The following is a 26,566-nucleotide window of genomic DNA, read 5'->3' on the forward strand; positions in this document are numbered from 1 at the left end:
CCTCCACTGTGGCCGGTCAGCAGCGCCTGGTCAACGCACCGTCCGCTGAGGGGAGGCGGCCGCGTCGTGCGACGTGGCCGTCCACGACGCCAGCAGCTGCGCTGCTTCGCCGGTGCGCAGATGGTCGTCGCTCTGCACGGCCCGCATGTCGGCCAGCACCGCGGTCAGCTCGCCGACCGCGCCCGCCACGTCACCGCCGCGGTGGCGCAGCTGCGCGTGCAGCTGCCTGGTGCGCAGCGCCCGCGGGTGGGTAGGCCCGAACACCTGCTCGACGACGGTCTGCAGCTCGGCCAGCGCCGCCATGCCCGCTGCCGGGTCGTCGGCCAGGCCGGTCCAGTACGCCAGGTTGGTGCGGAACGTCAGCGTGGTCGGGTGCCTAGGCCCTAGCGCCCGCTCGGCGTCCTGCGTGGCCACGCCGAAGTCGGCGACCGCCGCCGCCGGCTGCCCGGCCAGGCCGCGCCAGTAGGCCAGGTTGTGCCGGGCCGTCAGCGTGTCGTGGTGCAGCGGCCCGTGCACCGCGACCAGCCCCTCCACCGCACGCTGGTACGTCTGCACCGCCAGCTCCGCGTCCCCGGCCTCGCCGATCCACCGCCCCAGGTCGGACAGGGTGCTGACGGTGTCCGGGTGCGCCGGCCCGCGCCGGCGCGCCAGCTCCTCGGCCAGCGCGGTGAACCCGTCCCGGGCCCCGGCCGCGTCGCCGGACATGCCCCGGCACAGGGCCACGTAACGCCTGGCCTGAAGCGTCAGCGCATGGTCGTCGCCGAGCACCGCCGCGGCGTGCGCGAGCAGCGGCACCATCAGGTCGTACGTCGTCGCGGGCGCGCCGAGTTCGAACGGCTGCAGCGCCTGGTGCAGCCGGATCCACAGCGTGTCCGGGTCGTCCGCGCCGAGCAGCCGCTCGGCGTCGGCGCGCAGCCGGGTCAGGTCGGCGTGGGCCGCGGCGGGGTCGCCGAGCTCGCCGACCGCCTGGGCGCGCTGCGCCGCCAGGAAGATCGAGTCGCGGTGCTCGCCGCCGAGCCGGGTGTGCGCCTGCCGGACCAGGTCGTCCAGGGCGTCGCGGGCCGCGGCGGTGCGGCCCAGCGCCATCAGGTGCTCGCCGAGCCGCCGCAGCACCGGGTGCATGCCGCCGTGCCACAGCAACTCGTCGGCCGCCCGGCGCAGCGCCAGCAGGCTGTCGTACAGCGCGGCCACCGGCAGGCCGCCGTCCGGTGCCGCCCACGCCTCGTCCAGCGCGTCCGCGGCGGCGCGGGCCAGGCCGGGCAGTTCGGCGTCCGGGACCGACTCCCGGACCGCGCGCTGCACCAGGGCGTGCATCGCCACCGTCGCCGTGTCGTGGGTGAGCAGGCTGAGCCGGTGCAGCGCCCGCAGCGCGGCCAGCGCCTCGCGGCGGTCCGCGCAGATCCGGGCCCGGGCCGCGCCGGTCAGCAGCAGCTCCTGCGGCACACCCACCGGGGCCAGCAGCGACACCAGCTCCAGCAGCCGCTGCGCCGTGCCCGGCTTGGCCAGGGCGGCGGCCCGCTGCGCCGCCAGCTGCCAGGTGCTGGCCACCGTACGGTCGTGGCCGTCGGCCGGCGACGACGACGGGAACAGGTCGGCCAGCCGCTCGCGCTCGTCGTCGAGCAGCCGCCGGTATGCCGCCACACCGGTGCCGGTGTCGATGAGGAACGCCGCGGCCTGCGACAGCGCCAGCGGGAAGTGCCCCAGCGCGGCCGCCAGCCCGGCCAGCTCGGCGTCCGGCGGCGGCTCGCCATGCCCGGCCGCGGGGTCCAGCGACAGGCGGTTGCGCAGGTAGTCCACCGATTCCGGGCCGGTGAACATGCCCACCTGCACGACCCGCGCCGCCGGCCGCAGCACCATCGCGTCCCGGCGGCGGGTCGTCACGATGCTGCGCCCGTGCTCGCCGATCGGCCACAGCCCGTCCAGGTCGGCCGGGTCGTCGGCGTCGTCGAGCACGACCAGCCACGGCTGAGGCGTCGTGCGCAGCCACGCGACCAGCAGGTCGGCCTGCGTCTCCTCGTCGTGGCCGTAGCCGTCCGGGTGCGCGGCGCGCCCGGTGCCGGCAGGCCGGTCCAGGGCCCCGCCGGACACGGCCCGCCAGGCCCGGGCGTAGCCGGCCAGCAGCGACTGCCGCGACGACGCCGACACCCAGGCGAACAGCCCTCCGCCGCCGCGCGCCCGGTGGAACGCCGCCGCCGCGAGCTGCGACTTGCCCGACCCGCCCGGCCCCGTCAGCAGCACCTGGCGGACCGCGTCGTCGCGCAGCGCGTCGTCGATGGCCATGGCCAGCTCCGGGCGCTCGCGCAGCGAGGAGGCGTCGCTGGGCGGACGGCCGACGACCAGCTCCGCCACGGGCGTGGCGGCCTGTGGCGTGCGTGCCGGGGCGCGCTGCTGCTCGTGCGCGGCCCGCCACAGCTGCCGCCAGCGCTGCAGCGACTGGCCCGTCGCCGAACCGCCCGCGGCCGTCTCCACGGCCTGCACGAGCGCGTGCACCTGTTCGAAGTCGCGCGGCACCGACCGGCCGTTGATCCACTCGCCGAGCCGGCGGGCGTTGACGGCGATTCGCCGCCCCGACGGCAGCGCGATCCCGCTCGCCCGGCGCGCCAGCACCTCGTCGGACACGTCGGGCAGGCGGCGGCGCAGCTGCGCCAGCGCGGCCGTGAAGGCGACCCGGGGCGCGGAGTCCTGATCATTCGAACGCTCCGCCATCGTGGCCCGTGGCCCCCTCCCCGGTTCGTCGACTAGCCGATTCTAGGACGCGCCGATGTGGACGGTCAGCCCGCGCCGGTCGCCGGACCGGCCCGCACCGGGGAGCGGACGCGGCCGTCACCTGGGCGCGCTGAACTGGCCGGATGGCGGCGCTGTGAGCCGAGGGTCCGGGCGGGCGGCGGTGCCGGGCGGTTAGCGTCGGCGCGCCGGGGCGTGTTCCGCCGCGGCCGACACCAGGCAGCTTCACCAGTGGAAGGCATCGGTGACCATGCGCACGCTGAGCCCGCAAGACCTCGACCGGCTGGTCCGCTCCCACCGCAACCTGAAGATCTCGGTCTGGATCTTCTCGTTCGCGATGATCGGTGTGCTGGCCCTGCTCATCGCCAACAATCTGATGATCTCGCCGGGATGTGGCGCGGCGGTCGGCGTCGGCATCGGCGCGCTGCTGCTCATCCCGCAGCGGCAGCTGCTGGCCGAGCTCGGTCTCAGCCGGCAGGAGGCCAAGCAGATCCTGAGCGACGAGCGCAAGCGGCGAAAGAGCGCCGCAGCCTGAACCCGGGGACGGGACGGGCCCTCGGGGTGGCGAGGGCCCGTGCCCCGGCCGGCGGTATCACGGCAGTTGCAGGCTGACGATGCCCAGTTCGGTGCCGACGACCAGGTGGGACGCGTCGCGTACGGCGACGCAGTGCACCGTCGCGTTGAGCCGGATCCGGGTGCCGGCGGGCGGCCGGTCACCGGCCTCGCCGGGTGCCGGCCGCACCCACAGCGTCTGGTCGGCCCCGCCGCTGACCACCACCGTGCGGTCGCCGCGCCGGTCGATCGCGGCCGCGTGCACCCAGCCCTCGTGGCCGGTGAACGGCGCACCGACCGGCTCACCCGTGGCCGCGTCCCAGGTCCGCACGGTGCCGTCGTTGCCCGCCGACACCACCAGCAGGCGGTCGCCGGACTCACCCGCCGCGACGGCGTTGACGTCGGAGGCGTGCCCGGTGAACGGCTCCCCGACCGGCTCGCCGGTGCGGGCGTCCCACAGCCGTACGACATGGTCGAAGCCCCCCGACACCACGATCGGGCGGCCGCGCAGCGACGCGAGCCCGACCGCGCTGACGGAGCCGTGGTGGGCGTCGACGGGCGGCCAGCGCAGCTTCCGGGTGGCCGCGTCCCAGACCTGCACCTTGTGGTCGTTGCTGCCGGACGCGATCACCGGATGCCCGTCCAGCCGTCCGAACGCGACCGTGTTCACCGAGCTGCGGTGCCCCGTGAAAGGCTCGCCGACGGGACGGCCGGTGGCGGCGTCCCAGATCCGCACGGTGCGGTCGTCGCTGGCGGAGACGACGACGGTCCGCCCGTTGACCTGTCCGAACACGACCGAGCGCACGCCGTCGGTGTGCCCGGTGAACGGGGCGGCCAGCGGCCGGCCGGAGGCCGCGTCCCACAGCCGCACCGTGTGGTCGGTGCTGCCCGACGCGACGACCAGGGCCCGGTCGAGGCGGCCGAACGCGATCGCGGTGACCGGGCTCAGATGTCCGGCGAACGGGGCCGCGACGACCTGCCCGGTGGCCGCGTCCCAGGCGCGCAGCGCGCGGTCGGCGCCGCCCGCGACGACGATCGGCTGGCGGCCGAGCCGCCCGAACGTCACCGAACGCGCCCCGCCGGGCGTCGCGTACAGGGCGCCGACGGTCTCCCCGGTGATCGCGTCACTGACCCGCACCTGCGCGCCGGTGCCCCCGGCGACGACGATCGGCTGCCGGCCGAGCTGCCCGAACGCCACCGACCGGATCGGCCCGGCACCCGTGATCGGCTCGCCGACGGGCTCGCCGGAGTCGGCGTACCACACGCGGACCGTCTCGTCGTCGCTGCCGGAGGCCACCGCGGGCAGCCCGTCGACGGTCCCGAATGCCACCGCGGTGACCGCGCCGGTGTGGCCGGTGATCGGCTCACCGACGGGCTCGCCGGAGGCGGCGTCCCACAGCCGCACCGTGTGGTCGTCGCTGCCGGAGGCGACGACGGCCGACCCGTCGAGTTCACCGAAGGCCACCGCGTTCACCGCACCCGTGTGGCCGGTGAGCGCCGGGCCCGCCTCCCGGCCGGACGTGGCGTCCCACAGTCGCACCGCGGCGTCCGCGCCCGCGCCGGCCACCACGGCTCGGCCGTCGACGCTGCCCAGGGCCACCGACCGGATCGAGCCGACGCCGGTGATCGGCTCGCCGGCCGCCCGCCCGGACGCGGCATGCCACACCCGTACCGTCTCGTCGTCGCCGCCCGAGGCGACCGCGGGCAGCCCGTCGACGGTCCCGTACGCCACCGCGGTGACCGCGCCGGTGTGGCCGGTGATCGGCTCGCCGACCGGCTGGCCGGACGCGGCGTCCCACAGCCGCACCGCGCGGTCGCCGCCGCCGGAGACGACGACCGGCTGGCCGGCCAGGTCGCCGAACGCCACGGCGTCGACGACGCCGGTGTGCCCCGTGAAAGGCTCGCCGACGGGCTCGCCCGACACCGCGTCCCACAGGCGCACCGTCTCGTCCTCGCTGCCCGACACGATCACCGCCCGGCCGTCGCGGACCCCGAACGCCACCGACGACACCCAGTCGTTGTGGCCGGTGAGCCGGACCCCGATCTGCCGTCCGGTGACCACGTCGGACACCTGCACGGTCTGGTCGTTGCTGCCGGACACCACGACGGGCTGCGAGCCGCGGCGGCCGAAGGCGACGGCGTTGACGTGGTCGGTGTGCCCGGTGTAGACGTCCGCGACGAGCCGTCCCGTCTCGGCCGACCACACCTGCACCGTCCGGTCCTCGCCGCCGGACACGACGATCGTGTCGTCGCCGAGCCGCCCGAACGCGACGGCCTTCACCCGGCCGGTGTGGCCGTCGTAGGGCACGTCGTACAGGCTGCCGGTGTTCGCCTCCCACAGCCGCACCAGGCCGTCGGCGCCGGCTGTCGCCACGACGCCCTGCCCTCGGATGTCGCCGACCGCCACGGCGTAGACCCCGCCGGAGTGGCCCGCCAGCGGGCCGCCCACGAGCTGGCCGGTGGCCGCGTCCCACACCATGACGCTGTCGTCCTCGCCGCCGGACACGATGACCGCCCGGCCGTCGAGCCGCCCGAACGCGACCGTGCGCACCGGCCCGCGGTGGCGGTGTGGCCGCCCGGGCAGCGGGCGGCCGGTCGTGGCGTCCCAGCGCCGTACGGTGCCGTCCCGGCCGCCGGACACCACGACCGCCTCGCCGTCGATCTGTCCGAACACGACGGCGGTGACCCAGTCGGTGTGGCCGACGAGGGGCTCGCCGAGCGGACGCCCCGTCGCGGCGTGCCACAGCCGCAGCCTGCGGTCACCGCTGGCCGACGCGACGACCGCCCGGCCGGCGACCTCGCCGAGCGCGACGGCGGTGACCGGGCCGCGGTGCCAGGTCAGCGTCTGGTGTGGCGGGTGCAGACGCCACGACGCCCAGTGCGCGGTCCAGGGCAGCGGCAGGCCGCTGGCGGTGATGTCGTCGGCCAGGTGCGGGGCTCGCGCGCATCGGGCGGCGAGCTGCAGGTAGGCGGCCCGTTCGGCCGGATGGGCCTGCATGCGGGCGATCGCCCGGCGGTACGCGTCCGCGGTCGCCCACGCCTGGGGGGTGCGGACCCGGTGCAGCGCGGTCAGCAGCGGCTCGGCCGGGGTGTCGGTGAGCAGCCGGGGCTCGGCGAGCAGCATGTCGAGGCAGTCGGCCTGCACGGCGTGGCTCGCGATGGCGGCCGCCGTGTACGGATGGGCCCTGGCCCAGTCCCGGGTGCCGTCGAGCCGCCGGGGCACCCGGTCGACGAGCAGGTCGAAGATCGCCCGATGGTCGGCCCGGGTGATCGCCGCGGCGTCGGCCTTGGCATCGCCGTTGTCGGGCAGGTGGGGGAGAGCGCCGTGGCCGGCCCGGCGTTCGGCGAGCAGGTGCTCGGCCAGCGCCGCGTGGTAGAGGCGGTACACCGAGCCGTTGGCCAGCCGCGACTCGATGATGTAGTAGCCGGCGTGCTCGACCAGCCAGTCCAGGTCGCGGTTGCCGCACGGGCGGCCGGTCAGCCGGGTCACCAGGCGCGGCCACAGGTCCTCCCACGGCAACCCCGCGCCCTGCGCGTAGGCCAGCGGCAGCAGCAGGTCCCGGGCCCGCGCGGCATCGTCGCCCAGGCGTTCGTCGAGGTCGCGGCGCATCGCCGCGGCGGCTTCCCGCGGCAGCGAGGCCCGCCAGGCCGGATCGTGCGGGTCGGCCACGGGCTCGTCCTGCAGGGCGAGGCTGCGCGCGGTGATCTGGGCGACGAGGAACGAGTCCCCGGCGGCGGCGGCGAGAGCGTCGACCACCGCGGTCAGGTATTCGGGCCGCTGCCTGCGGTAGGGCGACGTCTCGACCAGCTCGATCAGGCACGAGCGCACGTAGGTGTGCAGGCTGGGCTGGTCGGCGTAGCGGGCCCGGTCGAGGTTGACGACCTCGACCGGCTTGCCGAGCGGGCCGATCAGGTGCCGGCGGGTGCCGATCAGCAATCGCAGCGGCGTCCGGTGCGCTGCCCGGACCAGCGGCGCCAGGACCTGCTTGACCATCGCGAGGCCGCTGATCGTGGTGTCGCCGACCTCGCCGGCCGCCTCGTCGACGCCGTCGATGACGACGGTGACCGGCTCGGTCCGGTTGCGTAACTGCGCGACGAGCTTGCCGGGCGAGTCGACGGCGGCGATGTCGTCGAGGCCGCAGGCCTCGGCCAGCCCGGCGAGCAGCGCCTCCGGGGTCAGGCCGCGGGCGTGGATGAAGCGGCTGATCGACTCCCGCGGCGGGATGGTGTCCGGCGGCAGCAGGTGCACGTCGGGCACCCGGGCGCTGCGGCCCGGGTCGGCCAGCGTGTCCAGCCGGGCGAGCAGCGCGGACTTGCCCGAACCCGGATCGCCCGTGATCACCAGGGTGGGTGGCGGCGGGTGTCCCGCGGCTTCGGCGAGCCACTCCGAGGACCGTCGCAGGGCGGCATGCCGCCCGGTGAACAGCCACAGATCGTCGCGCTCGGACGACGGGTCGAGGCCCTGCCCGAGGCGAGCGCTGCGTTCCCTCTCGGCCCGCCGGGCGTCCTGCTGCAGCCGCAGATCCCGGGTGCGCACGTCGAGGTCGGCGTACCACTGGCTGTACAACCGGTTCGGGAAGAACTCCCCGGTGTGCTCGCCGAAGTAGAGCAGGCGGGCGTGCTGGCTGACGGCCGCGCCCGCCGCGGCCTCGGCCATCTCCGCGTTCACCTGCGTGATCAGCGGCTCCAGCGGGAGGAACGGCACCTCGTGGCCGGCGATGGCCCGTTCCTGCACCGCGCGGGCCAGCGCCTGGGTGAACGTGCCGACCCCGGCCTGCTGGTAGTCGCGAGCCGCGACGATCACCGCGATGGCGAGCCCGCCGGCCGTGCGGCGCAGCCGGTCGGCGAAGCCCACCGCGCCGGTGGCCAGCGTGCCGGCGGCCGCGCCCGCGTAGCAGGTGTCCAGCACGAACAGCAGCCGCCGGCCGACCAGCTCGCCCGGCGCGTCGCTGGCGAGCAGGCGCCCGGTCAGGTCACCGGCGTGCAGGAAGCTGAACGAGCGGTCGGCGGTCGCGTCGGCCATCGGCAGCAGCAGCTCGGTCCCGGACATCTCGCCGTGCCCGGTGTAGTACACCGCGATCATGTCGTCGGGCAGGCGCTCGGGACTGCGCAGGAAGGTCCGCAGCCGGCCGGTGAAATCGACCGCGGTCAGGTCGGCGCCGAAGCCCGGCACCACCTCGTAGCCCAGGCCGGTGAACAGCTCGGCGGCGCGTCCCAGCTCGTCGACGAGTTCGGGCAGGTCCACGAGGTCGGTCGCGGGCGAGTACACGGTCGTGGCCGCGCCGATGAAGTACCGGCGCGCCGCCGGGGCGCCCCCCTGCCCGCTCACGCGGGGCCGGCGAGCAGTCCCGCGGCCACGGCCGCGCCGGTCTCCCGATCGGACAGATAACGCTCCACCTGGTGCGCGCCCAACCCGTTGCTGATCTCCACATCGCGCACCCGTTCGCCGTACACGGTGCGCAGCAGCGGTTGCAGCGCCACGAAGTCGCCCGCGTCGGTGATGTTCGTCCACCGCTCGACCGTCGGCCAGGCCCCCGTCGACGGGTCGAGCCGGTGCGTGACCAGATGCGGCACCCCCAGCGGCGAACCGAGGGTCACCAGGTCGGTGACCGGCCACCGCGGGTGTGCGCACAGCGCCTCGTACGCCACGACCGAGCCCAGCGAGTGGGCCACCACCACCCGGGTGTCGTCGCCGATCGCCGCCGCGAAGCGGTCCCGGGCGGCCGCGCGCACCGCCGGGTCGGTGAAGTAGGACGTGACCTGCTTGAGCCACCACACCAGCAGGCGCTCCGACACGTTGGCCAGGAAACGCGCACCGGCCAGCGCCAGCAGCGCCTTGCGGGCCGACGTGCGCGGCCCCAGGGTGCGCGCGTCCGGCGCGACCACCGCGGGGTCGATCCGCGCCGCCGCCGCCCACCACTGCAGGAGCAGGTCGGTCTCGGGACCCTCCTCGACGTCGTCGGCCGTCAACGGGGGAATGTCGCCACTCAGACGCTTGCCTTGCGGGCGGAACACGTCGCCGTAGAACACACAGGCCACTTCGGATGCGGTGAGCCCGGCGGCGGGGGCCAGGCCGGCCTGGGCCGCATTGTCCAGTCCGCCCAGCAGTGCGGGAACCCAGCTCTCGGCCATCTGCGGCCGGCTGGCGTACGTGTTGTGAATGCCGTGCACCGCTACCACCCGCGCCATCCGCCAAACCTATCCACCCCGCGCCACCGCGCCCGCCGCCCCCGACTGTCGGGAATGCGACGCTGTCAAGGCGATTCACCCGCTCGCGGGGTGTGGCCGATGACGGCGCGTGTCGATGGCGCCGGTGGGTCATCCGTCGATATGCTCGCCGGGGGCCCGCAGGGCGTCTCCGTGTTCCGCCACCGTCAGTCCCGCCACCGTCGACCCTCGGCTGGCCGTCATCCGCGCGGAGCCGCCACGTGCAGATCAGCAGACCCAGTTTGGACGCGGTCCCACTGGGACCTTTCCGTGACCTGATCGACGCGCTGCATGAGCTGTACGTGAGCGCCGGCTGCCCGTCCGGCCGCACGGTCAGCACGAGCATCAACCGCGACCGCTCTCTGGAGTACGTCTCGCACGAGACCTACCGCGCGGCGCTGCGTGGCGCATATCTGCTCTCGTGGCCGAAGTATCAGTCGATTATCGTCGATCTCAACAAGCGCACGCTCGCCCGGCGCAACGAGACCGAACTGGTCGCCAGGTTCCACGCACTCTGGGCGCGCTCGCAGGAGGACAGCCAGCGGCCGACGCGGACGGGGGAGACGACGACGGTGCCGAACTCACGCGCCGGGCGCGGCATCCCGCCGCAGCCCCCACGACCCGACGCGGTCGTCTCCTGGCCGGTGCAGCAACTGCCCACCCGCAACTCCTCGTTCACCGGCCGCCGAGCGGCCCTGGCCCGCATCCGCACCGCGTTCGAGCAGCACGAGCACACGACCGTCGTGCTGCACGGCGTCGGCGGGGCCGGCAAGACCGAGCTCGCCACCGAATACGCCCACCGGTACGGCGAGAGCTATCCGATCGTGTGGTGGGTGCGCTGCACCGACGTCGACCAGGCCCGCGCCGGCATGGCCGAGCTGGCCGCGCGGCTGGGGCTGGGCAACGGCTCCCCGGGCGACCGCTCGCTGGCCGAGCTGCGCCGCTATCTCGGCGCGCCCGAGGTGCCGCACCTGCTGATCTTCGACGACGTCAACGGCGAGCAGGAGCGGGAGATCCGTGACCTGCTGCCGATCGGCGGCGGGCACGCCATACTGACCACCACCGACCGCGAGCTGCCCTACGACGCCACGATGGTCGAGGTCGAGGTGCTCGAATTCGCGCCGGACGAGGCCAGCGAGTTCCTCTCCCGGCAGCGTCCCGGCATCACCGACGCGCAGCTGGCCGACTTCATCGAGCTGGTGGGCCGGCTGCCGCAGGCCCTGAACATCGCGGCCCGGATCGACCCGGCCGCCCTGCACGGCCAGTACGCGCCGTCGGATCCGGTGGTCAGCGCCCTGGCCATCGCCCGGGCCGGGTTGAGCGCCGAGCACCGGGACCTGTGCGACCTGTTCGGCTGGTTCGGACCGGCACCGGTGCCGATCGCCCTGCTGCAACGCGCCGGGACCACCCTCGGCTCGCCGCTGGGCATGACCCTGCGCAACCGCGTCGAGCTGCGCCGCGCGCTGCGGGCACTGGCCAACTACGGCCTCATCCGGCTGGGCGAACACCAGGTCGAGATGACGCACCTGGCCCGGCAGGCACTGCGTTCGACGCTGCCCGCCGACGCCGACGCGCGGGCCCGCCATCACGTTCACGAGATCCTGGCCCGAGCCGCGCTGGGCGTGCCCGGGGTGGCCGCGGCGGGGGAGTACCGCGAGATCGGCCGGCACCTGCAGCCGTCCCGGCTGGTCGAGTCGCGCAACCCGGACGCGCAGAAGCTGATCGCCGACCAGGTCCGGTTCCGTGTCCTGGACGGCGACCTGGCCAAGGCCGCGGACCTGGCGGGCCAGGCCGCGGCCGTGTGGCAGCAGCCGGACTTCCTCGGCCCGGACCACGAGCTGGTCCTGCGGGTGCAGGTGGACCTGGCCGGTGCGTGGCGCGGCCTGGGCGATTACGCCCGAGCCCGAGACCTGGCCGTCGACGTGGTACGGCGGCTGCAGGCGAGCCCGGCGCACGGCGCAGACCACGAACTGACCCTGGCCGCGGTCGCGGGCACGGCCACCGACCTGCTGGTCGCGGGCGACTACGCGCAGGCCGTCACGGCGGGTCGGGAGAACCACGACCGGTCCCTGCGTGCGCTGGGCGCGGGACACGCGCGCACCGCGGACTGCCGGCGGCGGCTGTCGGCGAGCCTGCGGCACGCGGGCGCGTACGCCGAAGCCGCGTTCCTGGACCTGCCCGACTTCGAGCGGCTGGAGGCCGCCGACACCGCCGCCACGGTCCGCGCCGCGTTCGCGCTGGCCGAGGACCAGTCCGGGCTGGGCCACTACGACCGGGCGCTGGAGCTGCTGGACCGGTACGTGCCCCTGGGCAGCCGGCTGCTCGGCGACGGCGACCTCGGCATGCTGGCCGCCCGCCGCACCGCCGCGGTCGCCCGCCGCCGTCTCGGCTGGCCGCAGGCGCTCGACGAGCTGGCGGAGCTGTACATGCGCTGCCGGGAGATGCTCGACCGCTCCGACGCGCACCTGCTCTCCGTGACGGTCAGCTACGCCAACGCGCTGCGCGACGCGGGTGTCACCTCGCGGGCCGAGCGGCTGGTCACCGACGCCGTCGAGGGCTACCGCAGCAGGCTGTCCGACGGGCACCCGCTGACCGCGGTCGCCCGGGTCAACCTGGCCGCGGTGCAGCGCGCCCGCGGGTTGTGGGCGGCCGCCCGCGAGACCGGCCGGCAGGCCGCCACGCAGCTCGACAAACTGCTCGGGGAGAGCCACCCGTACGCGATCGCGGCCGCCGTCAATCATGCGACAGACCTGTCGCTGACCGGTGACCGGACCGGCGCGGTGAAGGCGTCCCGGGCCGCGTACGAGATCGCCGTCGCCGCGCGCGGCGCGGAGCACCCGGAAACCCTGGCGGCCGGCACGAACCTGGCCCTGGACCTGATCGCCGTCGGCAAACCCGACGACGACCTGCGTGAACGAATGCTCGTCGGCTGGCAGGACCTGCTGGGCGAGCACGAGTTCGTCGCCCGCTGGGCACGCGGTTCCCGGGTCGAGTGCGATCTTGATCCACTGCCGATCTGAGGCGTCCACCTGGGAGCTTGACCGGGGCTCGTCCCATGATCGCCAAATCTTGCCAAGTCATCTGTCAAACGCGTGCTCAACGCCGTGTCGGGGCCTATGTTGAGTCGTCCGGGCACATAGTCCGGCGTCGAACACGTCATCCGGCGAGGGTCGCCGTATGGCATACCCGATGGGGAGCAAATGGTGAAGGCTGAAATCACGATGGAGCCTCCGGCCGCAGCATGGTCGCCACTGGTTGATCTGTCCGATCGTCCCCTGCTCGATGCGATCCAAGCCGGCGACGACGCCCTCGCCAGGGCGGCCCGCCGAGTGATCCGCGCGCTCGACGACCCGGACGGCATCATCTCAGCCTTCCAGTCGTTCACCTCGTGACCGTGCTGTCGGCCGGCGACGCGATGACGTCGCTGCGGCAGGCACAGCGAGCGGCAGCACCGTGGCCGTACGCCGAGCTCGATCCGGAGCGGCTGCGCGCCGCCGGCTGGCGGCCGACACCGATCCGCGACCTCATCCTCAAGGTTCACCAGCGCTGCAACCTCGCCTGCGACTACTGTTACGTCTACGAGTCGACCGACCAGAGCTGGCGTGATCGCCCGGCGGTGATGGCCGACGAGATCTGGCAGGCCGCGGTCGACAACCTCGCCCGGCATGCCACCGCACACGGGCTGCGCCGGGTCCAGGTGATCCTGCACGGCGGCGAGCCGCTGCTGTTCCGGCTCGACCGCATCGAACGCCTCGTCGCCTTCCTGCACGCCCGTATGCCGCAGACCACCCAGGTGCGGGTGGGTATGCAGACCAACGGCGTGCTGCTGACCAGGACCACCGTCGACCGGCTGGTGGAGCTGGGGATCAGCGTGGGGGTCAGCGTCGACGGCGCGCAGCCCGATCACGACCGGCACCGGCGCACCCACTCCGGGCGGGGCAGCTTCACCGCCGTCGCTCGCGCCCTGGACCTGCTGCGCGAGCCCGCGAACCGGTCGGCGTACGCCGGGATCCTGACCACCGTCGCGCCCGACACCGACCCGGTGGCCACGTTCGAGGCACTGTCCGCGTTCGACCCGCCGATGATCGACTTCCTGCTGCCGCACGCCAACTGGGGTGAGCCGCCGCCCGCCGCCCGGCCCGGCACGACGCCGTACGCCGACTGGCTGATCACCGTGTTCGACCGCTGGTACGGCCGGGACTCACCGGTCCGGATCCGGCTGTTCGACGACATCCTGGCCCTGCTGCTGGGCGGTGCGAGCGGCTCCGAGCAGGTCGGGCTGAGCCCCGCCGGCATGCTGGTGGTGGAGTCCGACGGTGCGCTGGAGCAGGTCGACGCGCTCAAGTCCGCCTATCCCGGGGCCGCGGCCACCGGCCTCGACGTGCGCCGCGACGAACTCGACCGGGTCTTCGACGACGCCGGCGTCGCCGCCCGCCAACTCGGGGCGCGGGCGCTGTCGAGCACCTGCCAGGCCTGCCCGGTGCGCCCCGTCTGCGGCGGCGGCCACTACGCCCACCGGTACCGGCCCGGCGCCGGCTTCCGCAACCCGTCGGTGTACTGCGACGACATGCGCCGCCTCATCGACCACGTGTCCGCGCGCGTCGCGGCGGACCTGAACCGTGCCGCTCAACCGGAGAAACGATGACTGCCTTCCACGAGTTCGATCCCGACCAGTTCGCCGCGCTCGCCCGCGGTGACGGCGGGCCGGCGGCCATCGACGCGCTGCGGACCGCGCAGCTCAGCCGCCACCTGCTGCTCATCGGGCACCTGCTGCGCAACTGGCCCGGCAGTCAGGCCGAACGCGACGCCGTCGCCGACACCCTCGAACGGGCCCGCCGCGCCGCGCCGGACCGGTTCGCCCAGGTGCTCGGCGCGCCGCTGGTCGGCTCGTGGACCGGCATCACCGTCCGCGCCACCGAACGCGGCGTCGCCGCCGCCTCCGACTTCGGACAGCTGTGCGGCATCGCCGTGGTCGCCGCCGCGGCCGCGGGTGTGCCCGCCGACCTGCCGGTGCCGGTCCGTGACGGTGTGCTGTCCGTGCCGGGGCACGGCGCGCTGACGGTGGGCGACGCGGCCGACGCCCGGCTGATCGCCGACGGCGGACGGCTGTCCGTCGCCGTGCACGGGCGCGTGGTGCCGCTGCCCGCCCCACCCGCCGCGGGCGCGGTGCCGGCGCAGGGTGGTCCCGTCGAGACCGTGCCCGGCTGGCAGCCCGTGCACCGGCTCGTGGCGCCCGGCGCGCCCGGCGTCGCGCTCGACGATGTCGACCCGTACCGCCACGGCCACCACGCGCCGCCCGCCAACCGGCTCGACGACGCCGAGGTCGCCCACTGGCAGACCGTGTTCGCGCAGGCCTGGGGGATGCTGGAGCGCCGGATGCCCGGCCGCGCGGCCGAACTCGCCGCCGGGCTGCAGGTGCTGGTGCCGCTGGCGCAGACCGACCCGCACTCGGCACGCAGCGCCACGATCAAGTACGCGTTCGGCGCGTTCGGGCTGACCCGTCCCTCGTCGGCGGCGGACCTGGTCGTCACGATGGTGCACGAGTTCCAGCACTCGAAGCTCAGCGGCATGCTCGACCTCACCCCGATGAGCGACCCCGCCGACACCCGCCGCTTCTTCGCCCCGTGGCGCACCGACCCGCGGCCGCTGGCCGGGCTGCTGCAGGGGGTGTACGCCTTCGTCGGGGTCGCCGACTCCTGGCGGGCGCTGCGCGACGAGGACGGCCTCGCCGACCTGGCCGGCGCACGCTTCGCCGAGGCGCGACTGCAGGTCGAACGCGGGCTCGGCGCGGTGGAGGCCTCCGGCGCGCTCACCGACACCGGCAGGCGGCTGGTCGCCGGGCTGCGCGAGCGCACCGACGAGCTGCTGGCCGAACCGCTGGACGCGGCCGTGGCCGCGGCCGCCGAGGAGGCGCTGAGCGACTCGCACCGCCAGTGGCTCGACCGCAACAAGCAACTCGTCGCGGGCTGACCCGAAAAGGCCCGTGGCCCGCAGCCGACGTTCCGGCGGCGGGCCACGGGCCTACGGGATCAGGTCGGGGGCGGCTCGATGTCGCCCTCGGTGCGCTCGTCGCGCTCGATCGCCTCCACCTCAGGGTGGGTCGCGCCGAGCGCCTCGCGCAGCGCCTGCAGCGAGGTGCGCCGCAACTTGTCGGCCTCCGCGGTGCGGCCCACAGCACGCAGGTCGTGCGCGAAGTTGATGCCGCGCATCAGCAGGTACGGGTGCTCGCCGCCGTTGCGGGCCTCGTGGCCGCCGCCGGACAGCTCCTGGCTCACCTCGTACATCTTCTCGGACAGTTCGCACGCCTCGGCGTGCCGGCCGGCCAGCGCCAGATCGCTGGCCAGCGAAGCGCCCGCGCACAGTGTGTACGGATGCTTGTCGCCGAGCACCTCGCCGAAGCCGACGTAGCAGGTCTCACTCAGGGCACGCGCCTGATCCAGGTCGCCCATGGTGCGCGCCAGGATGGCCTGGTTGACCTTCGCGGCCAGGGTCAGCGGGTGCTTCACGCCGAAATACTCGTCGTAGCGCGGCATCGCCTCGTCGAGCAGTTGCGCCGCCTCGTACGTGCCGCCGACCTGCCGCAACACGTTGGCGTAGCTGACCGCGGCGGCGTTGGTGAACTCGTGGGTGTCGCCGAGCCGGGACAGGGTCCGCTCGAAGTGCTCCCGCAGGATCCACCGGGCGTCGTCGAGGTAGCCCAGCTTGCGCAGCAGGATCGCGTAGGTGCGCTCGGCCAGCAGCACCTGGCTGCTGCCCGCGCCGAGCGCCTCGGCCAGCGGCTCGCGCCACTGCTGGATCCAGTCCAGACCGGCCCGGTAGGCGCCCATGCCGTAGTAGTTGCGGGCCTGGTTGATGTACGCCGCCAGGGCCCGGGGGTCGGAACCGCCGACGTCCTCCCAGTGGTTGGCGATGTCGCGGTCCTGCTCGAACGCCTTCGGGAAGTCGCCGATCATCCGCAGGTCGACCGCGAGGTTGGCCTGCGCCCGCAGGGTGTAGGCCTCGGTCGCGTTGAACACCCGACGGTGGCGCTCCAGCGACGCGGTGTCGAAACTCAGGGCGTCGTTGTACTGCCCCGAGATGCGCATGTCGTGGCCGACCTGGTTGGCGTGGATGAGCGTGAACTCGTGCAGCTCGCCGAGCCGGGGGCTGGCGCACATCCGGTCGTAGGTGTCGCGGGCCAGCTCGGCGGCCTCGCTGGCCTTGCCGAGCACCCGCAGCGCGTTGGCCATCATGCTGCGGGCCCGCAGGGTCGCCAGACCGTTCGGGCCGCGCTCGGGGTCGTCGGTGGGCTTGGTCCACTCCTCGGCCGCCTCGGTGGCCAGCCGCAGGCTGTTCTCGTAGTCACCGATCATGTACAGCGAACGCGTGTGGTCCAGGACCGTCTTGAGGACGGCCTCCTCGTCGCCGTAGATCATCTGTGCGCGGTCGAGGTGCGGACCCAGCTCCGCCTGCACGTCCAGGCCGCCCAGCTCGTCGGGGTCGCCGGGGTTGGCCTCGGCGAGCAGTCGCTGGGTGTTGCGCAGCGTCACCTTGGCCAGGTCGGGCGGCAGGATGTCGCGCAGGATGTCCTGGACCAGGCGGTGCACCTGGATGCGCTGGGCCGGGTCCACCTTGGCCAGACCGCGGTTGTTGAGGTCGCGCACGACGCGGCTGAGCTTCACCGGGTCGTTGAGGGTGCTGCGCAGCGGCTCGGTCACGTCGGCGGAGCGGCCCCGGCTGAGCAGGTTCAGCGACACCGGCTCACCCGACAGGAACGACAGCAGCTCGAACAGCTGCGCACTGGCCGGGGCGGTGGTGCGCAGCGTCTCGCTGGCCAGGGTGACGAACGCCGTCACGGTGACCGGGTAGCCGTACGGCTTGGACTCCGACAGCAGATCGGTGCGGCTGTGGCTGTCCAGCAGCTCGATGTACTCGCTGACCGGCATCGCCGTCGACCGGCACCACAGTGCGGCCTGCTCCAGCGCCAGGGGGAGGTCACCGAGCTTCTCGGCCAGCTCGTTCGCCTCGCCGGGCCGCATGTGCAGGCCGCGGCCCTCCAGCATCTGGATGCTCTCCTCGCGGGGGAACACGTTGACCTCGATGGGCCGGCCGACCGAGCCCCACTCCGGGTTGCGGGTCGTCACGATGACGTGGCCGCCGGTCGCGGGCAGCAGCGGCTTGAGCGCGTCGGGGTCGTCGGCGTTGTCGTAGACGAGCAGCCACGGCACGCGCAGGCCGGCCAGCGCGTCGAGCACGGTGCGCGCGGTCTGCTGCCGGTCCTCGGTCACGGTCAGCCGCAGCGTCTCGGCGAGCTGGGTCAGCGCCCCGAGCACGGTCGCGGTGCGCTCGGCGGGGATCCACCAGACCACCTCGTAGTCGTCGAGGTGGCGGTAGAGGTATTCCACGACGAGCTGGGTCTTGCCGACCCCGCCGAGCCCGTGGATCGTCGGCGGCAGCACGGCCGCCTGCGCCCCGCTGCTGAGCACCTCCGACAGCTGGTCCAGCAGTTCGCTGCGGCCGGTGAAGTTACGGTTGCGGATCGGCACCCCACCGCCGACCACGCGCGTCTCGGACCGCCGCGAGCTGGGGGTGCGCGGGGACGGCGGAGTGAACGCCGGGGCCGCGGTGGCGGGCAGTGGACCCGCCCCACCGCGCAGCAGCACCAGCGCCGCGAGGTCCACGCCGAGACCGCCCGCGACGGTGTCCACCCAGGTCCGCAGGCCGTCCGCGATCGGACCGGTGAGCAGCTCCGACAGGCGGCTGGCGAAGGCCAGCACCTGCGGCACGCCGTCGTCCGGGATCGGCAGGCCCTCCATGATCTTGATGGCGCCGGCGGTGTCGCGCCAGGTGCGCATCGAGTACAGCTGCTCGGCGCCGCCGAGCCCGTCGACGGCCTCGGCGACCTGGCTCGCGGCCAGGTTCGACAGCAGGCTGCGCAGGTGGTCACGGTCCGGTCCGGACAGCAGGCCGGGGCTCAGCTCGGCGACCGCCGCGCGGATGGCCGAGGTGTCGCCGACATGCTGCTCGGCCACGATCGAGGCGAGCACCCGCAGCCCACCGGAGCACGCCGCGGAAGTGTTGACCAGGCTGGACATCTCGTGGCGCACGTCGTCGAAACGCTTGACTCGCAACGTCCGCCGCAGCACCAGGCGCATCTGCTCGATGAGCTGGTCACGGATGGCCGGATCGGCGAGTTCGGGTACGCGTACGAGCATCTCCACGAGGTTTTCGAGCGTGCCTCGGGTTCCCACCGTTTCGGCCATTGGCACTCATTTCAGCTGTGAACCGACACCCTCTGCGGATCCTATCCGACCTGACCCGCCTGGCAAAACATCGGAACCGGTGAATTGCCGACTGTCGAGCGGGTCGCGACGAGGAGCCGAAAGGGCGGCGCGGGGTGCTTTAATCGATACATATAACACGCAAGGAGGGCCGTCCGTGCAGAACGGCGCCGAGGCGCGACAGGGTGAGATCGTCACGTTCTACTCCTTCAAGGGCGGCACCGGGCGCACCATGGCGGTGGCCAATGTGGCCTGGATCCTGGGTGCCGCAGGCAGACGCGTGCTCGCCGCCGACTGGGACCTCGAGTCCCCGGGCCTGCACCGCTTCTTCCACCCGTTCCTCGACGTGAGCAGGCTGTCCGCGCTCGGCGGGGTCATCGACCTGATCCGCGAGTTCGACCACGCCACCACCGCCGACGAACCCCGCGAGCCGTCCTGGTACGCCCACTACGCCCAGGTGGAACGCTATGCGACGCCGCTGCGCTGGTCCTTTCCCGGCGGCGGCAGCGTGCACTTCCTGTCCGCGGGCCGGCAGAACCGCGACTACGCCACCCAGCTCGGCGACCTCGACTGGGACGACTTCTACGAACGCCGCCACGGCGGCCGGTTCTTCGACGCGCTGCGCGAGGACATGCGCCGCCATTACGACTACGTCCTGGTGGACAGCCGCACCGGCCTGACCGAGCTCGCCGACATCTGCACCGCGCACCTGCCCGACACCCTGGTCAACTGCTTCACCTTCGCCGAACAGGCGATCAACGGAGCGGCCGTGCTGGCCAAGGAGATATCCACCCGCTACCGCAACCGGTCCATCCGCATCCTGCCCGTCGCGATGCACGTCGACACCACCCAGCCCGCCCAGGCACAGGCCGGGCGGACCGTCGCCATGCGCCGCATGGCCGGGCTGCCCGCGAACATGACCGAGGCCCAGCGCCGCCGCTACTGGGCCGCCGTCGAGGTGCCCTACCAGCCGGCGTACGCGTTCGAGGAGATCCTCGCCGCCGTCACCGACCCGCCCGGCATGCCCGGCACCCTGCTCGCCGCATACTCCGAGCTCGTCGCCCACATCACCCGCGGCGCGGTCACCGGCCCACCGATCATGGACGAGGGCCTGCGGCGGCGTACCGCGGCACGGTTCGTCCGCACCCCGGACCCCGCCGTCACCGAAGTGATCCTGCACTACGACGCCACCGACGCGGTCTGGGCCGAATGGGTCGCCTCGCTCTGCCGCTCCGCCGGGCTCACCGTCGCAGATCCGACACCCGGCAACACGCCAGGCCGCGGCCACGGGCGCCGGCTGACGATCGTCTCGGCCGCCAACGCCGCCGCGCTCGCCCGGCTCACCCGCGACGAGCGCGCCCCGGCCGCCAACCCGCCGCTGGCCGTGTACGTCGCCGACGTCGCCGCCGTGACCGCCTTCGACGCCGCACACAGCGTGCGCCTGTCCGGCGACGACGTCCTCGCCGCCAGCACCGGCCTGCTCACCCTGCTCGGCCACGCCGCGACCGCCCTGGACCCGGCACATCCACCGGTGCGCTTCCCCGGCCTGCCGCCCATGATGTTCCACATGCCGCCCCGCGACCCCGGATTCACCGGGCGCGACGACGACCTGCGCCTGCTGCGCGCCCGGCTGCGCGACCACGACGACGCGACCCTGCTGCCCGCCGGCGCGCGCGTGGCCGTGCAGGGCATGGGCGGCATCGGCAAGACCCAGCTCGCCGTCGAGTACGCCCACCGCTACGCGGGCGCCTACGACCTCGTCTGGTGGATCGACGCCACCGCAGACATCACCGCCCAGCTCGCCGCGCTCGCGCCGCACCTGGCGGTCGCGGCGCGCCCGACCCCCGCCGCCACCGCCCGCGCCGCGCTGGCCGCCCTCGAACGCGGTCGCATGTACCGGCACTGGCTCATCGTCATCGACGGCGCCGACGACATCGACGCGGCCGTCGGCCTGCTGCCCCGAGGGTCCGGGCACGTCGTGGTGACCTCTCGCAACCCCGGCTGGGCCGAACACGCCGACCTGCTCGAAGTCGGCCTGTTCGACCGGGTCGAGAGCATCGCCCACCTGCGCCACCGCCTGCCCACCATCCGCGACTCCGAAGCCGTGCAGCTGGCCGCCTCCGTCGCCGACCTGCCGATCGCCGTCGCCGCGGCCGGCATCTGGCTGGCCGACACCGGCCGCCCCCCGGCCGACCTGCTCGTCGAACCAGGCCGCCTCGGTCCCAACCTGCAGCTCACCTGGGACGCGTCACTGCGCAGGCTGGGCGAGGAGACCCCCGCGGCATACCGCCTGATCGAGATCTGCGCGCTGCTCGCCCCGGAGATCCCGCTGCACATCGTGTACAGCGACGCGCTCGCCGCCACCCTCGGCGAGGTCGACCCGGCCCTCACCGACCGCTGGAAACGCGGCAAGCTGCTGCAGACGGTCAACCGGCTCGCCCTGGTCCGCCTCGACGTACGCGGCCAGGACGCCGGCGGCGCGCGCGTGCTGATGCACCCGGTCCTGCAACGGGTGGTCCGGTCCCGGATGACCGACGCCGACCTGTCCGCCAACCGGCACCGCGCCCACCTGGTGCTCGCCGCCACCCGCCCCCGCGCCGACGTCGACGACCCCCGCTCCTGGGCCGCGTACGGGGCGCTGTGGCCGCACCTGGACGCCTCGGGCGCGGCCGAGTGCGGTGACGCCGCCGTCCGGCAGCTGCTCCTGCACCGGCTGCGCTATCTGCAGCTGCACGGCGACACCGGCGAGAGCCGCACCCTGAGCCGCCGGCTCGACGAGCTGTGGACTCAGGCGCTGGACCGCACCGCGGACCCGGCCTCGCACGCCGAACTGCACCGCCAGCTCAGCCACCTGCGCGACCAGACGGCGACCCTGCACCACGACCCGTTCCCCGGCTGAGGGGTTCAGGGCCCGGCTGTTACCCAGGCCAGCGCCTGCGGCAGGATCTCGACCGAGCCGAAGTGCGCCGTGTCCGCCTGGACCTGCACGTACGCGTGCGCGATGCGCCTGGCCAGCCACTCGGTGTGCCCGACCGGCGAGAACGCGTCGTCGGCGCCGTGCCACAGCAGCACCTCGCCCGTCACATCGGACAGCTGGAACCCCCACTCGCGGCGGAACGCCAGCGCGTCGTCGACCCAGCCGTGGCCGCCGAACCGCGTCGCCTCGGCGTAGTTGTCGGTGATCAGGCGCCGGATCGCGGTGTCGTCGATGACCCGCAGATCCGAGTGGGTCAGCTCGCCGCGCAGGGCCGCCATCAGGCTCTCCGGGTCGCGGCGGGCGCGGTCGGCACGGGCCAGCAGCCGCTCGGTGAACAGCGCCACGTCCCGGTCGGCCATGTCGTAGTCGTTGGTGTTGGACTGCGCCATGCCGTCGAACCAGGCCAGCCCGGGCGCGTCGGGTGGAGCGATGCCCACCAGCGCCGCAGCCCGGGTCACCCGGTCGGCCAGCAGCGCCGCGCAGGCCAGCGCGTGCGGGCCGCCGCCGGAGCGGCCGATGACCCCGAAACGGTCCAGCTCCAGCGTGTCGGCGATGGCCGCCACGTCGGCCGCGGCGTCGGCGACCTGGCGGCCCGGGACCCGGGTCGAGCCGCCGTACCCGGGGCGGTCGTAGGAGACCAGGCGCACGCCCATCCGGTAGAGCACGATGCTGCGCGGCCGCGGTCCGCTGCGGCTGCCGGGCGTGCCGTGCATGAGGAACACGGGACGCCCGTCCGGCGCGCCGGAGACCTCGACCGACAGCACGCCGCCCCGCGGCGACGGCACCAGCCGCGAAGGCGATCGGCGCGGATCAGGCATGGCGACCTCCCCGCGTCGAGGGTACGACATCGAGGTTTCACCATGGTGACGTCGATCGATGCAGTGTCGGGTCAGCGGCCCGTCTCGGGCAGCGTGAACCGCCAGTGACGGGCTTTCAGGATCGGGATGACGCGGTCGACGGCATCGACGGTCTGGCTGCGGTCGCCGCCGCCGTCGTGCATGAGCACGACCGCGCCGGGGGTGACCCCCTCCTCCAGGCGGCGCACCAGTTCATCGGTGCCGGGGGTCTCCCAGTCGGCGATCGCCAGCCGCCAGCCCAGCGGCCGCATGCCCAGCGACGCGGCCACGGCCGGGCTCCTGCCCCAGGCGCCGTACGGCGCGCGGAAGTAGGGGATGCGGGCTGGTGGCAGGGCCTGGCGGATGGCGGCGTCGGTCTGGCGCAGGTCCGCCGCGATCCGCTCGGGCGCCCAGGTGCTCATGTCGTCGTGGTGCATGCTGTGGTTGCCCAGCGGGTGCCCGGCGGCGGCGATCCTGCGCACGATCTCGGGATGCCGCTCGACCTGGTCGCCCTGCAGGCAGAACACGGCTCTGACCTGGTGCCTGCGCAGCACGTCGAGCAGGCGCGGAGTGTGCGTGGGGTGGGGGCCGTCGTCGAAGGTGAAACTGACGACATCGCCGTCGCCGCGTGCGGTGTCGATGACAGACGGAAACTGTTCTGTAGTCACGTAGAAACGTTTCTCCCGGTCGCGGATCTCATTTTCCGCGCACTGCCGGCGCAGGGTCAACGATTTTCGAGAGCTTTCGGTCACCGAGCCGGGCCGCGGTTCCGATACTTTCCGAAAGTCATTGACGGCGGTCGGTGTCAGCCAAAATACTGCGGATGCTGTGGCCAGGGTGTCGGCCGTTCGCCGCCGTCCCGGCGCGTTGGAGGAGGCGCTGAGACCGGCGGTGGCGACCGCACGGGGTTGCGCCGGGGTGCCTCCTGGCGCGACCGGGCGGCAGGCCGGCGGCGTGGCCGCGGGCCGGGCCGTTCCGAGGGGCCCGGTGTCGCCGGGCGGCGCGAGGACACGACGGCGGCCGGGCGGTGTAGGGCCGCCCGCCTGCGTCGCGCCGCCCGGCCCCACTCTCCCGACGGAGGAAGGCCCGGCCTGCCTGGAGACCAGACCGGCCGGGCCCTCGCCGGCGACTGCCGCTACTTGCGCGGCTTCTGCGGTATACGCGGGAGCACGTAGGGCGGACCCGTGTAGATCAGGTCGCCCTTCATCAGGTTGTACGCCCGCTTGGGCTGGTAGTTCTCGTCGTAGATGTTGGCCATGCCCTCGTTGCCGAACCAGCCCGGCACCCAGGAGTGCTTGTCGGTGAAACCCCAGACGGTGAACGACAGGCAGTGCCGGTCGGCCAGGCAGGCCTGCAGCAGCACGCTGTAGTTCGCCGCCGACGCCTGCAGCCGCGGGTTGATCTCGTTGGAGTCCCCGTTCTGCACCGCCTCGGTCAGCTGGCTGCGTACGTCGACCTCGGTGAACGCGGTCGCCAGCCCGAGCCCGGCGAACTTCTTCAGCGCCGCGGCGACCTGCAGGGTGTCGTAGTTGCCGTACTGCGTGCCCAGGTGCCCCTGGCTGCCCACGCCGTCGATCGGCACCCGCTGGGCCAGCAGGCTCTTGGCCATGTCGTACACGAACTGGGTCTTGTCGTTGGCCGGGTCACCGGAGCCGAAGGCCTCGATGTTGTAGTCGTTGTAGAACAGCAGCGCCTTCGGGTCGGCGGCGCGCGCCCAGCGGAACGCGTCGGCGATGTAGTCCGGACCCAGGTGCTGTGCCCAGAAGCCCTTGTAGTGCAGGGTGGACGGGGTGTCCCACGGGTCGCTGACGGCCTCGTTGACGACGTCCCACTGCCAGATCTTGCCCTTGAAGTGCTTCACCACGGTGGTGATGTGGTTGCGCAGGATCTCGCGCAGCTGCTCGGTGGTGATCGAGCCGTCGTTCACGCCGGTGGTGAGCCAGCCGGGCAGCTGGTTCTGCCACACCAGCACGTGCCCGCGCACCCGCTGGTTGTTCTGCTTGGCGAAGGCGATCAGCTCGTCGGCCGGGCCCCAGTTGTAGGTGCCGCGGGTGGGCTCCAGGCTCTCCCACTTCATCTCGTTCTCCGCGGTCACCGTGGAGAACTCCGCCGCGACGAGTTCGCGGTAGCGGGGGTCGGCCGGGTCGTTCAGGGCGGCCATGGAGACCGCGGTGCCCATGTACAGGTCGTGGCGCAGACCGAGGTTGCGCAGGCTCTGGTCGGCCGGGTTGTACGGATGACCGGCCGAGGCCGGCAGCGTGTTGAGCGCGCCGACGGTCGCGATGGCGACGGCGCCGGTGGCGATCCACCGTTTGAATCTCATGGCGTTCCTTCCGTGGTGAGCGGTCGACGGGGTCGACGAAGTGGCACGGGAGTTTGCGATGGTGCGGATGACGCGTGAGCGGCGAAAGCGGCCGCGGGCGGAGAATGCCCTCCCGCGCCCGGCGCGGTAGTTGCGGCTCAAGTTCCGTTACTACGCCGAAACATTACGATGGGTGTCGAAGGTCGTCAACCGTCGGAATTTCCGGAAACCCTTGGTGTGGCGTCGAATAGGCGCAGCTCAGCCCCGAAAGTTTCGGTCATAGACATGTGCGCAGGTCGTTGTCTCGTCCGGCAGTGCGCGATCGGGGCCCGGCGCGCGGCCGGGCCCCGATCGGCGGGACGGGTCAGTGTTCGAGATAGGTCGCGTGGTCGAAGTCGGCGTGCACGCCGTCGTTGCCGAGGTCCTGCACCCACAGGCCGAGGAACGCGCCGGTGAAGCCCCACGCGGCGGGCTCGCCGTCGATGATCAGGGCGGCGTGCTCGTCGGACAGGATCGTCGCGTCCAGCTCGACGGGCAGCGGCCGCCAGCCGTCGCCGAGGTCGTAGGAGAACAGCACCGCGGGGCCGTCGAACTCCGCGCGCAAGCCGACCCGGCCCGCGGCGCTGGCGTCCACGGTCAGTTCCGGGTAGACCGTGCGCCGGCCGCTGTCGGAGCTGAGCAGCTCCAGCACCGCCCGGCCGTCGTCGGCCCGGGTCACGTAGAGGTAGTGCCAGTTCAGGGTGTTGTAGTAGGCGGTGATCCCGGCAAGGTGGCGGTGGTCGGCAGGGTCGAACTCGACGACTGTCTCTAGTGAGCACCGGGTTGCGCCGACGCGACGGGCGACCAGGCTCGGGGTCTGCTTGCCGACCGGCGACTGCCCGCCGCGGATGCGCAGGTGCGAGGGGCGTGCGCGCAGGTCGAGCCACTCCGGTCCGGCCGGGCGGCGCAGCGTCGACCACGCGGTGGACAGCTGCGGCGCGTCGAAGTGGTCCGTGGCCGGTTCGGCGGGCCAGGCGTGCACCGGCAGGCCCGGCGCGGTGATCTCGTCGGCGGGGATGCCGCCGGGGATGCTCGGCCAGCCGCCGGGGGTCCAGTCGACTTTCTGGATGGCGGTCTCGCGGCCGAGCACGCAGTTGCCGAGCGGGGTGTACGGGCGGGCGGCCAGGTGGGCGAGGTACCAGTCGCCGTGCTGGGTCTGCACCAGGCTGCCGTGTCCGGCCTTCTGCAGCGTGAGGTCGGGCCGTCCGACCGAGGTCAGCAGCGGCCCGACCGGGTCGACCTCGTACGGCCCGTGCAGGTTGCGCGACCGGGCGACGGTGACCTGGTGTTCCCAGCTCGTGCCGCCTTCCGCGGTGACCAGCCAGTACCAGCCGTCGTGGCGGTACAGGTGCGGGCCCTCGGTCAGGCCCGCCGCGGTGCCGGTGAAGATGATCTGCGCGTTGCCGACGAGCTGCCGCTTGGCCCGGTCGTAGCGCTGGATCTCGATGCCGCCGAAGCGGTCGCGGCCCGGCCGCCAGTCCGCGCTCATCGCCAGCAGCCAGCTGGTCCCGTCCTCGTCGTGGAACAGCGACGCGTCGAACCCGTGCGAGTGCAGCACGACCGGATCCGACCACGGGCCGGTGATGTCGGGGGCGGTGATCAGGTAGTTCTGGGGGTCCCAGTAGCCGCTGGCGAAGCTGGCGACGTCGCTGTAGACGAGGTGGAAGAG

At 73.7% G+C, this 26,566-nt stretch carries 14 protein-coding genes; 6 read left to right on the top strand and 8 right to left on the bottom strand.

What is annotated here, in order from left to right:
* Positions 1 to 30: 30 nt before the first annotated feature.
* Positions 31 to 2,706 (bottom strand): tetratricopeptide repeat protein, encoded by a 2,676-nt coding sequence (locus AB0B66_RS08900; protein ID WP_360525197.1) that lies wholly within the window; start codon positions 2,704 to 2,706, stop codon positions 31 to 33.
* A gap of 262 nt (positions 2,707 to 2,968) precedes the next feature.
* On the opposite strand from AB0B66_RS08900, the gene AB0B66_RS08905 reads away from it, so the two are divergent.
* Positions 2,969 to 3,259 (top strand): hypothetical protein, encoded by a 291-nt coding sequence (locus AB0B66_RS08905; protein ID WP_360525200.1) that lies wholly within the window; start codon positions 2,969 to 2,971, stop codon positions 3,257 to 3,259.
* A gap of 57 nt (positions 3,260 to 3,316) precedes the next feature.
* On the opposite strand, the gene AB0B66_RS08910 is transcribed toward AB0B66_RS08905, so the two are convergent.
* Positions 3,317 to 8,605, bottom strand: coding sequence for an NACHT domain-containing protein (locus AB0B66_RS08910; RefSeq protein WP_360525202.1), 5,289 nt, complete (start codon positions 8,603 to 8,605; stop codon positions 3,317 to 3,319).
* Positions 8,602 to 9,465 carry a hypothetical protein gene (locus AB0B66_RS08915; RefSeq protein WP_360525205.1) on the bottom strand — a complete coding sequence of 288 codons (864 nt, stop codon included), beginning with the start codon at positions 9,463 to 9,465 and terminating at the stop codon, positions 8,602 to 8,604. Before AB0B66_RS08915 ends, AB0B66_RS08910 begins: the two co-directional genes overlap by 4 nt.
* Positions 9,466 to 9,704: 239 nt before the next feature.
* Here AB0B66_RS08915 and fxsT (AB0B66_RS08920) point away from each other — a divergent pair, with 239 nt between their 5' ends.
* From fxsT (AB0B66_RS08920) to AB0B66_RS08935, 4 genes are all read left to right on the top strand, one after another.
* Entirely contained in the window at positions 9,705 to 12,503 is a 2,799-nt protein-coding gene (gene fxsT / locus AB0B66_RS08920) for an FxSxx-COOH system tetratricopeptide repeat protein (RefSeq protein WP_360525208.1), read from the top strand.
* Between the two features lie 180 nt (positions 12,504 to 12,683).
* The gene (locus AB0B66_RS08925; RefSeq protein ID WP_203688072.1) at positions 12,684 to 12,875 is read left to right on the top strand and encodes a hypothetical protein; all 192 of its coding nucleotides are present in this window, start codon (positions 12,684 to 12,686) and stop codon (positions 12,873 to 12,875) included.
* A complete protein-coding gene (locus AB0B66_RS08930; RefSeq protein WP_360525212.1) occupies positions 12,872 to 14,128 on the top strand; it encodes an FxsB family cyclophane-forming radical SAM/SPASM peptide maturase in 1,257 nt (418 codons plus the stop codon). The genes AB0B66_RS08925 and AB0B66_RS08930 overlap by 4 nt, the downstream gene beginning before the upstream one ends.
* Positions 14,125 to 15,453: an HEXXH motif domain-containing protein gene (locus tag AB0B66_RS08935; protein WP_360525215.1), complete on the top strand. Its 1,329-nt coding sequence runs from the start codon at positions 14,125 to 14,127 to the stop codon at positions 15,451 to 15,453. Before AB0B66_RS08930 ends, AB0B66_RS08935 begins: the two co-directional genes overlap by 4 nt.
* Positions 15,454 to 15,512: 59 nt before the next feature.
* On the opposite strand, the gene fxsT (AB0B66_RS08940) is transcribed toward AB0B66_RS08935, so the two are convergent.
* Positions 15,513 to 18,725, bottom strand: a complete 3,213-nt coding sequence (gene fxsT, locus AB0B66_RS08940; RefSeq protein ID WP_360525218.1) for an FxSxx-COOH system tetratricopeptide repeat protein — start codon at positions 18,723 to 18,725, stop codon at positions 15,513 to 15,515.
* Positions 18,726 to 18,900: 175 nt separating this feature from the next.
* Between fxsT (AB0B66_RS08940) and fxsT (AB0B66_RS08945) the strand changes: the two genes are divergently transcribed.
* Positions 18,901 to 21,642 carry an FxSxx-COOH system tetratricopeptide repeat protein gene (gene fxsT, locus AB0B66_RS08945; RefSeq protein WP_360525222.1) on the top strand — a complete coding sequence of 914 codons (2,742 nt, stop codon included), beginning with the start codon at positions 18,901 to 18,903 and terminating at the stop codon, positions 21,640 to 21,642.
* Positions 21,643 to 21,647: 5 nt separating this feature from the next.
* On the opposite strand, the gene AB0B66_RS08950 is transcribed toward fxsT (AB0B66_RS08945), so the two are convergent.
* The 4 genes from AB0B66_RS08950 to AB0B66_RS08965 all read right to left on the bottom strand — a co-directional run.
* The gene (locus AB0B66_RS08950) at positions 21,648 to 22,538 is read right to left on the bottom strand and encodes an alpha/beta fold hydrolase (protein ID WP_360525225.1); all 891 of its coding nucleotides are present in this window, start codon (positions 22,536 to 22,538) and stop codon (positions 21,648 to 21,650) included.
* Positions 22,539 to 22,609: 71 nt separating this feature from the next.
* Complete coding sequence (locus AB0B66_RS08955; RefSeq protein ID WP_360525228.1) at positions 22,610 to 23,224, bottom strand: polysaccharide deacetylase family protein; 615 nt, start codon at positions 23,222 to 23,224, stop codon at positions 22,610 to 22,612.
* A 467-nt stretch (positions 23,225 to 23,691) separates the two neighbouring features.
* Entirely contained in the window at positions 23,692 to 24,879 is a 1,188-nt protein-coding gene (locus AB0B66_RS08960) for an endo-1,4-beta-xylanase (protein ID WP_360525231.1), read from the bottom strand.
* A gap of 343 nt (positions 24,880 to 25,222) precedes the next feature.
* Positions 25,223 to 26,566 (bottom strand): family 43 glycosylhydrolase (locus AB0B66_RS08965; RefSeq protein ID WP_360525234.1); only part of this gene is annotated, 1,344 nt, incomplete at its 5' end.

It is taken from the genome of Catellatospora sp. NPDC049111 (assembly GCF_040648615.1).
Taxonomy (GTDB): domain Bacteria; phylum Actinomycetota; class Actinomycetes; order Mycobacteriales; family Micromonosporaceae; genus Catellatospora; species Catellatospora aurea.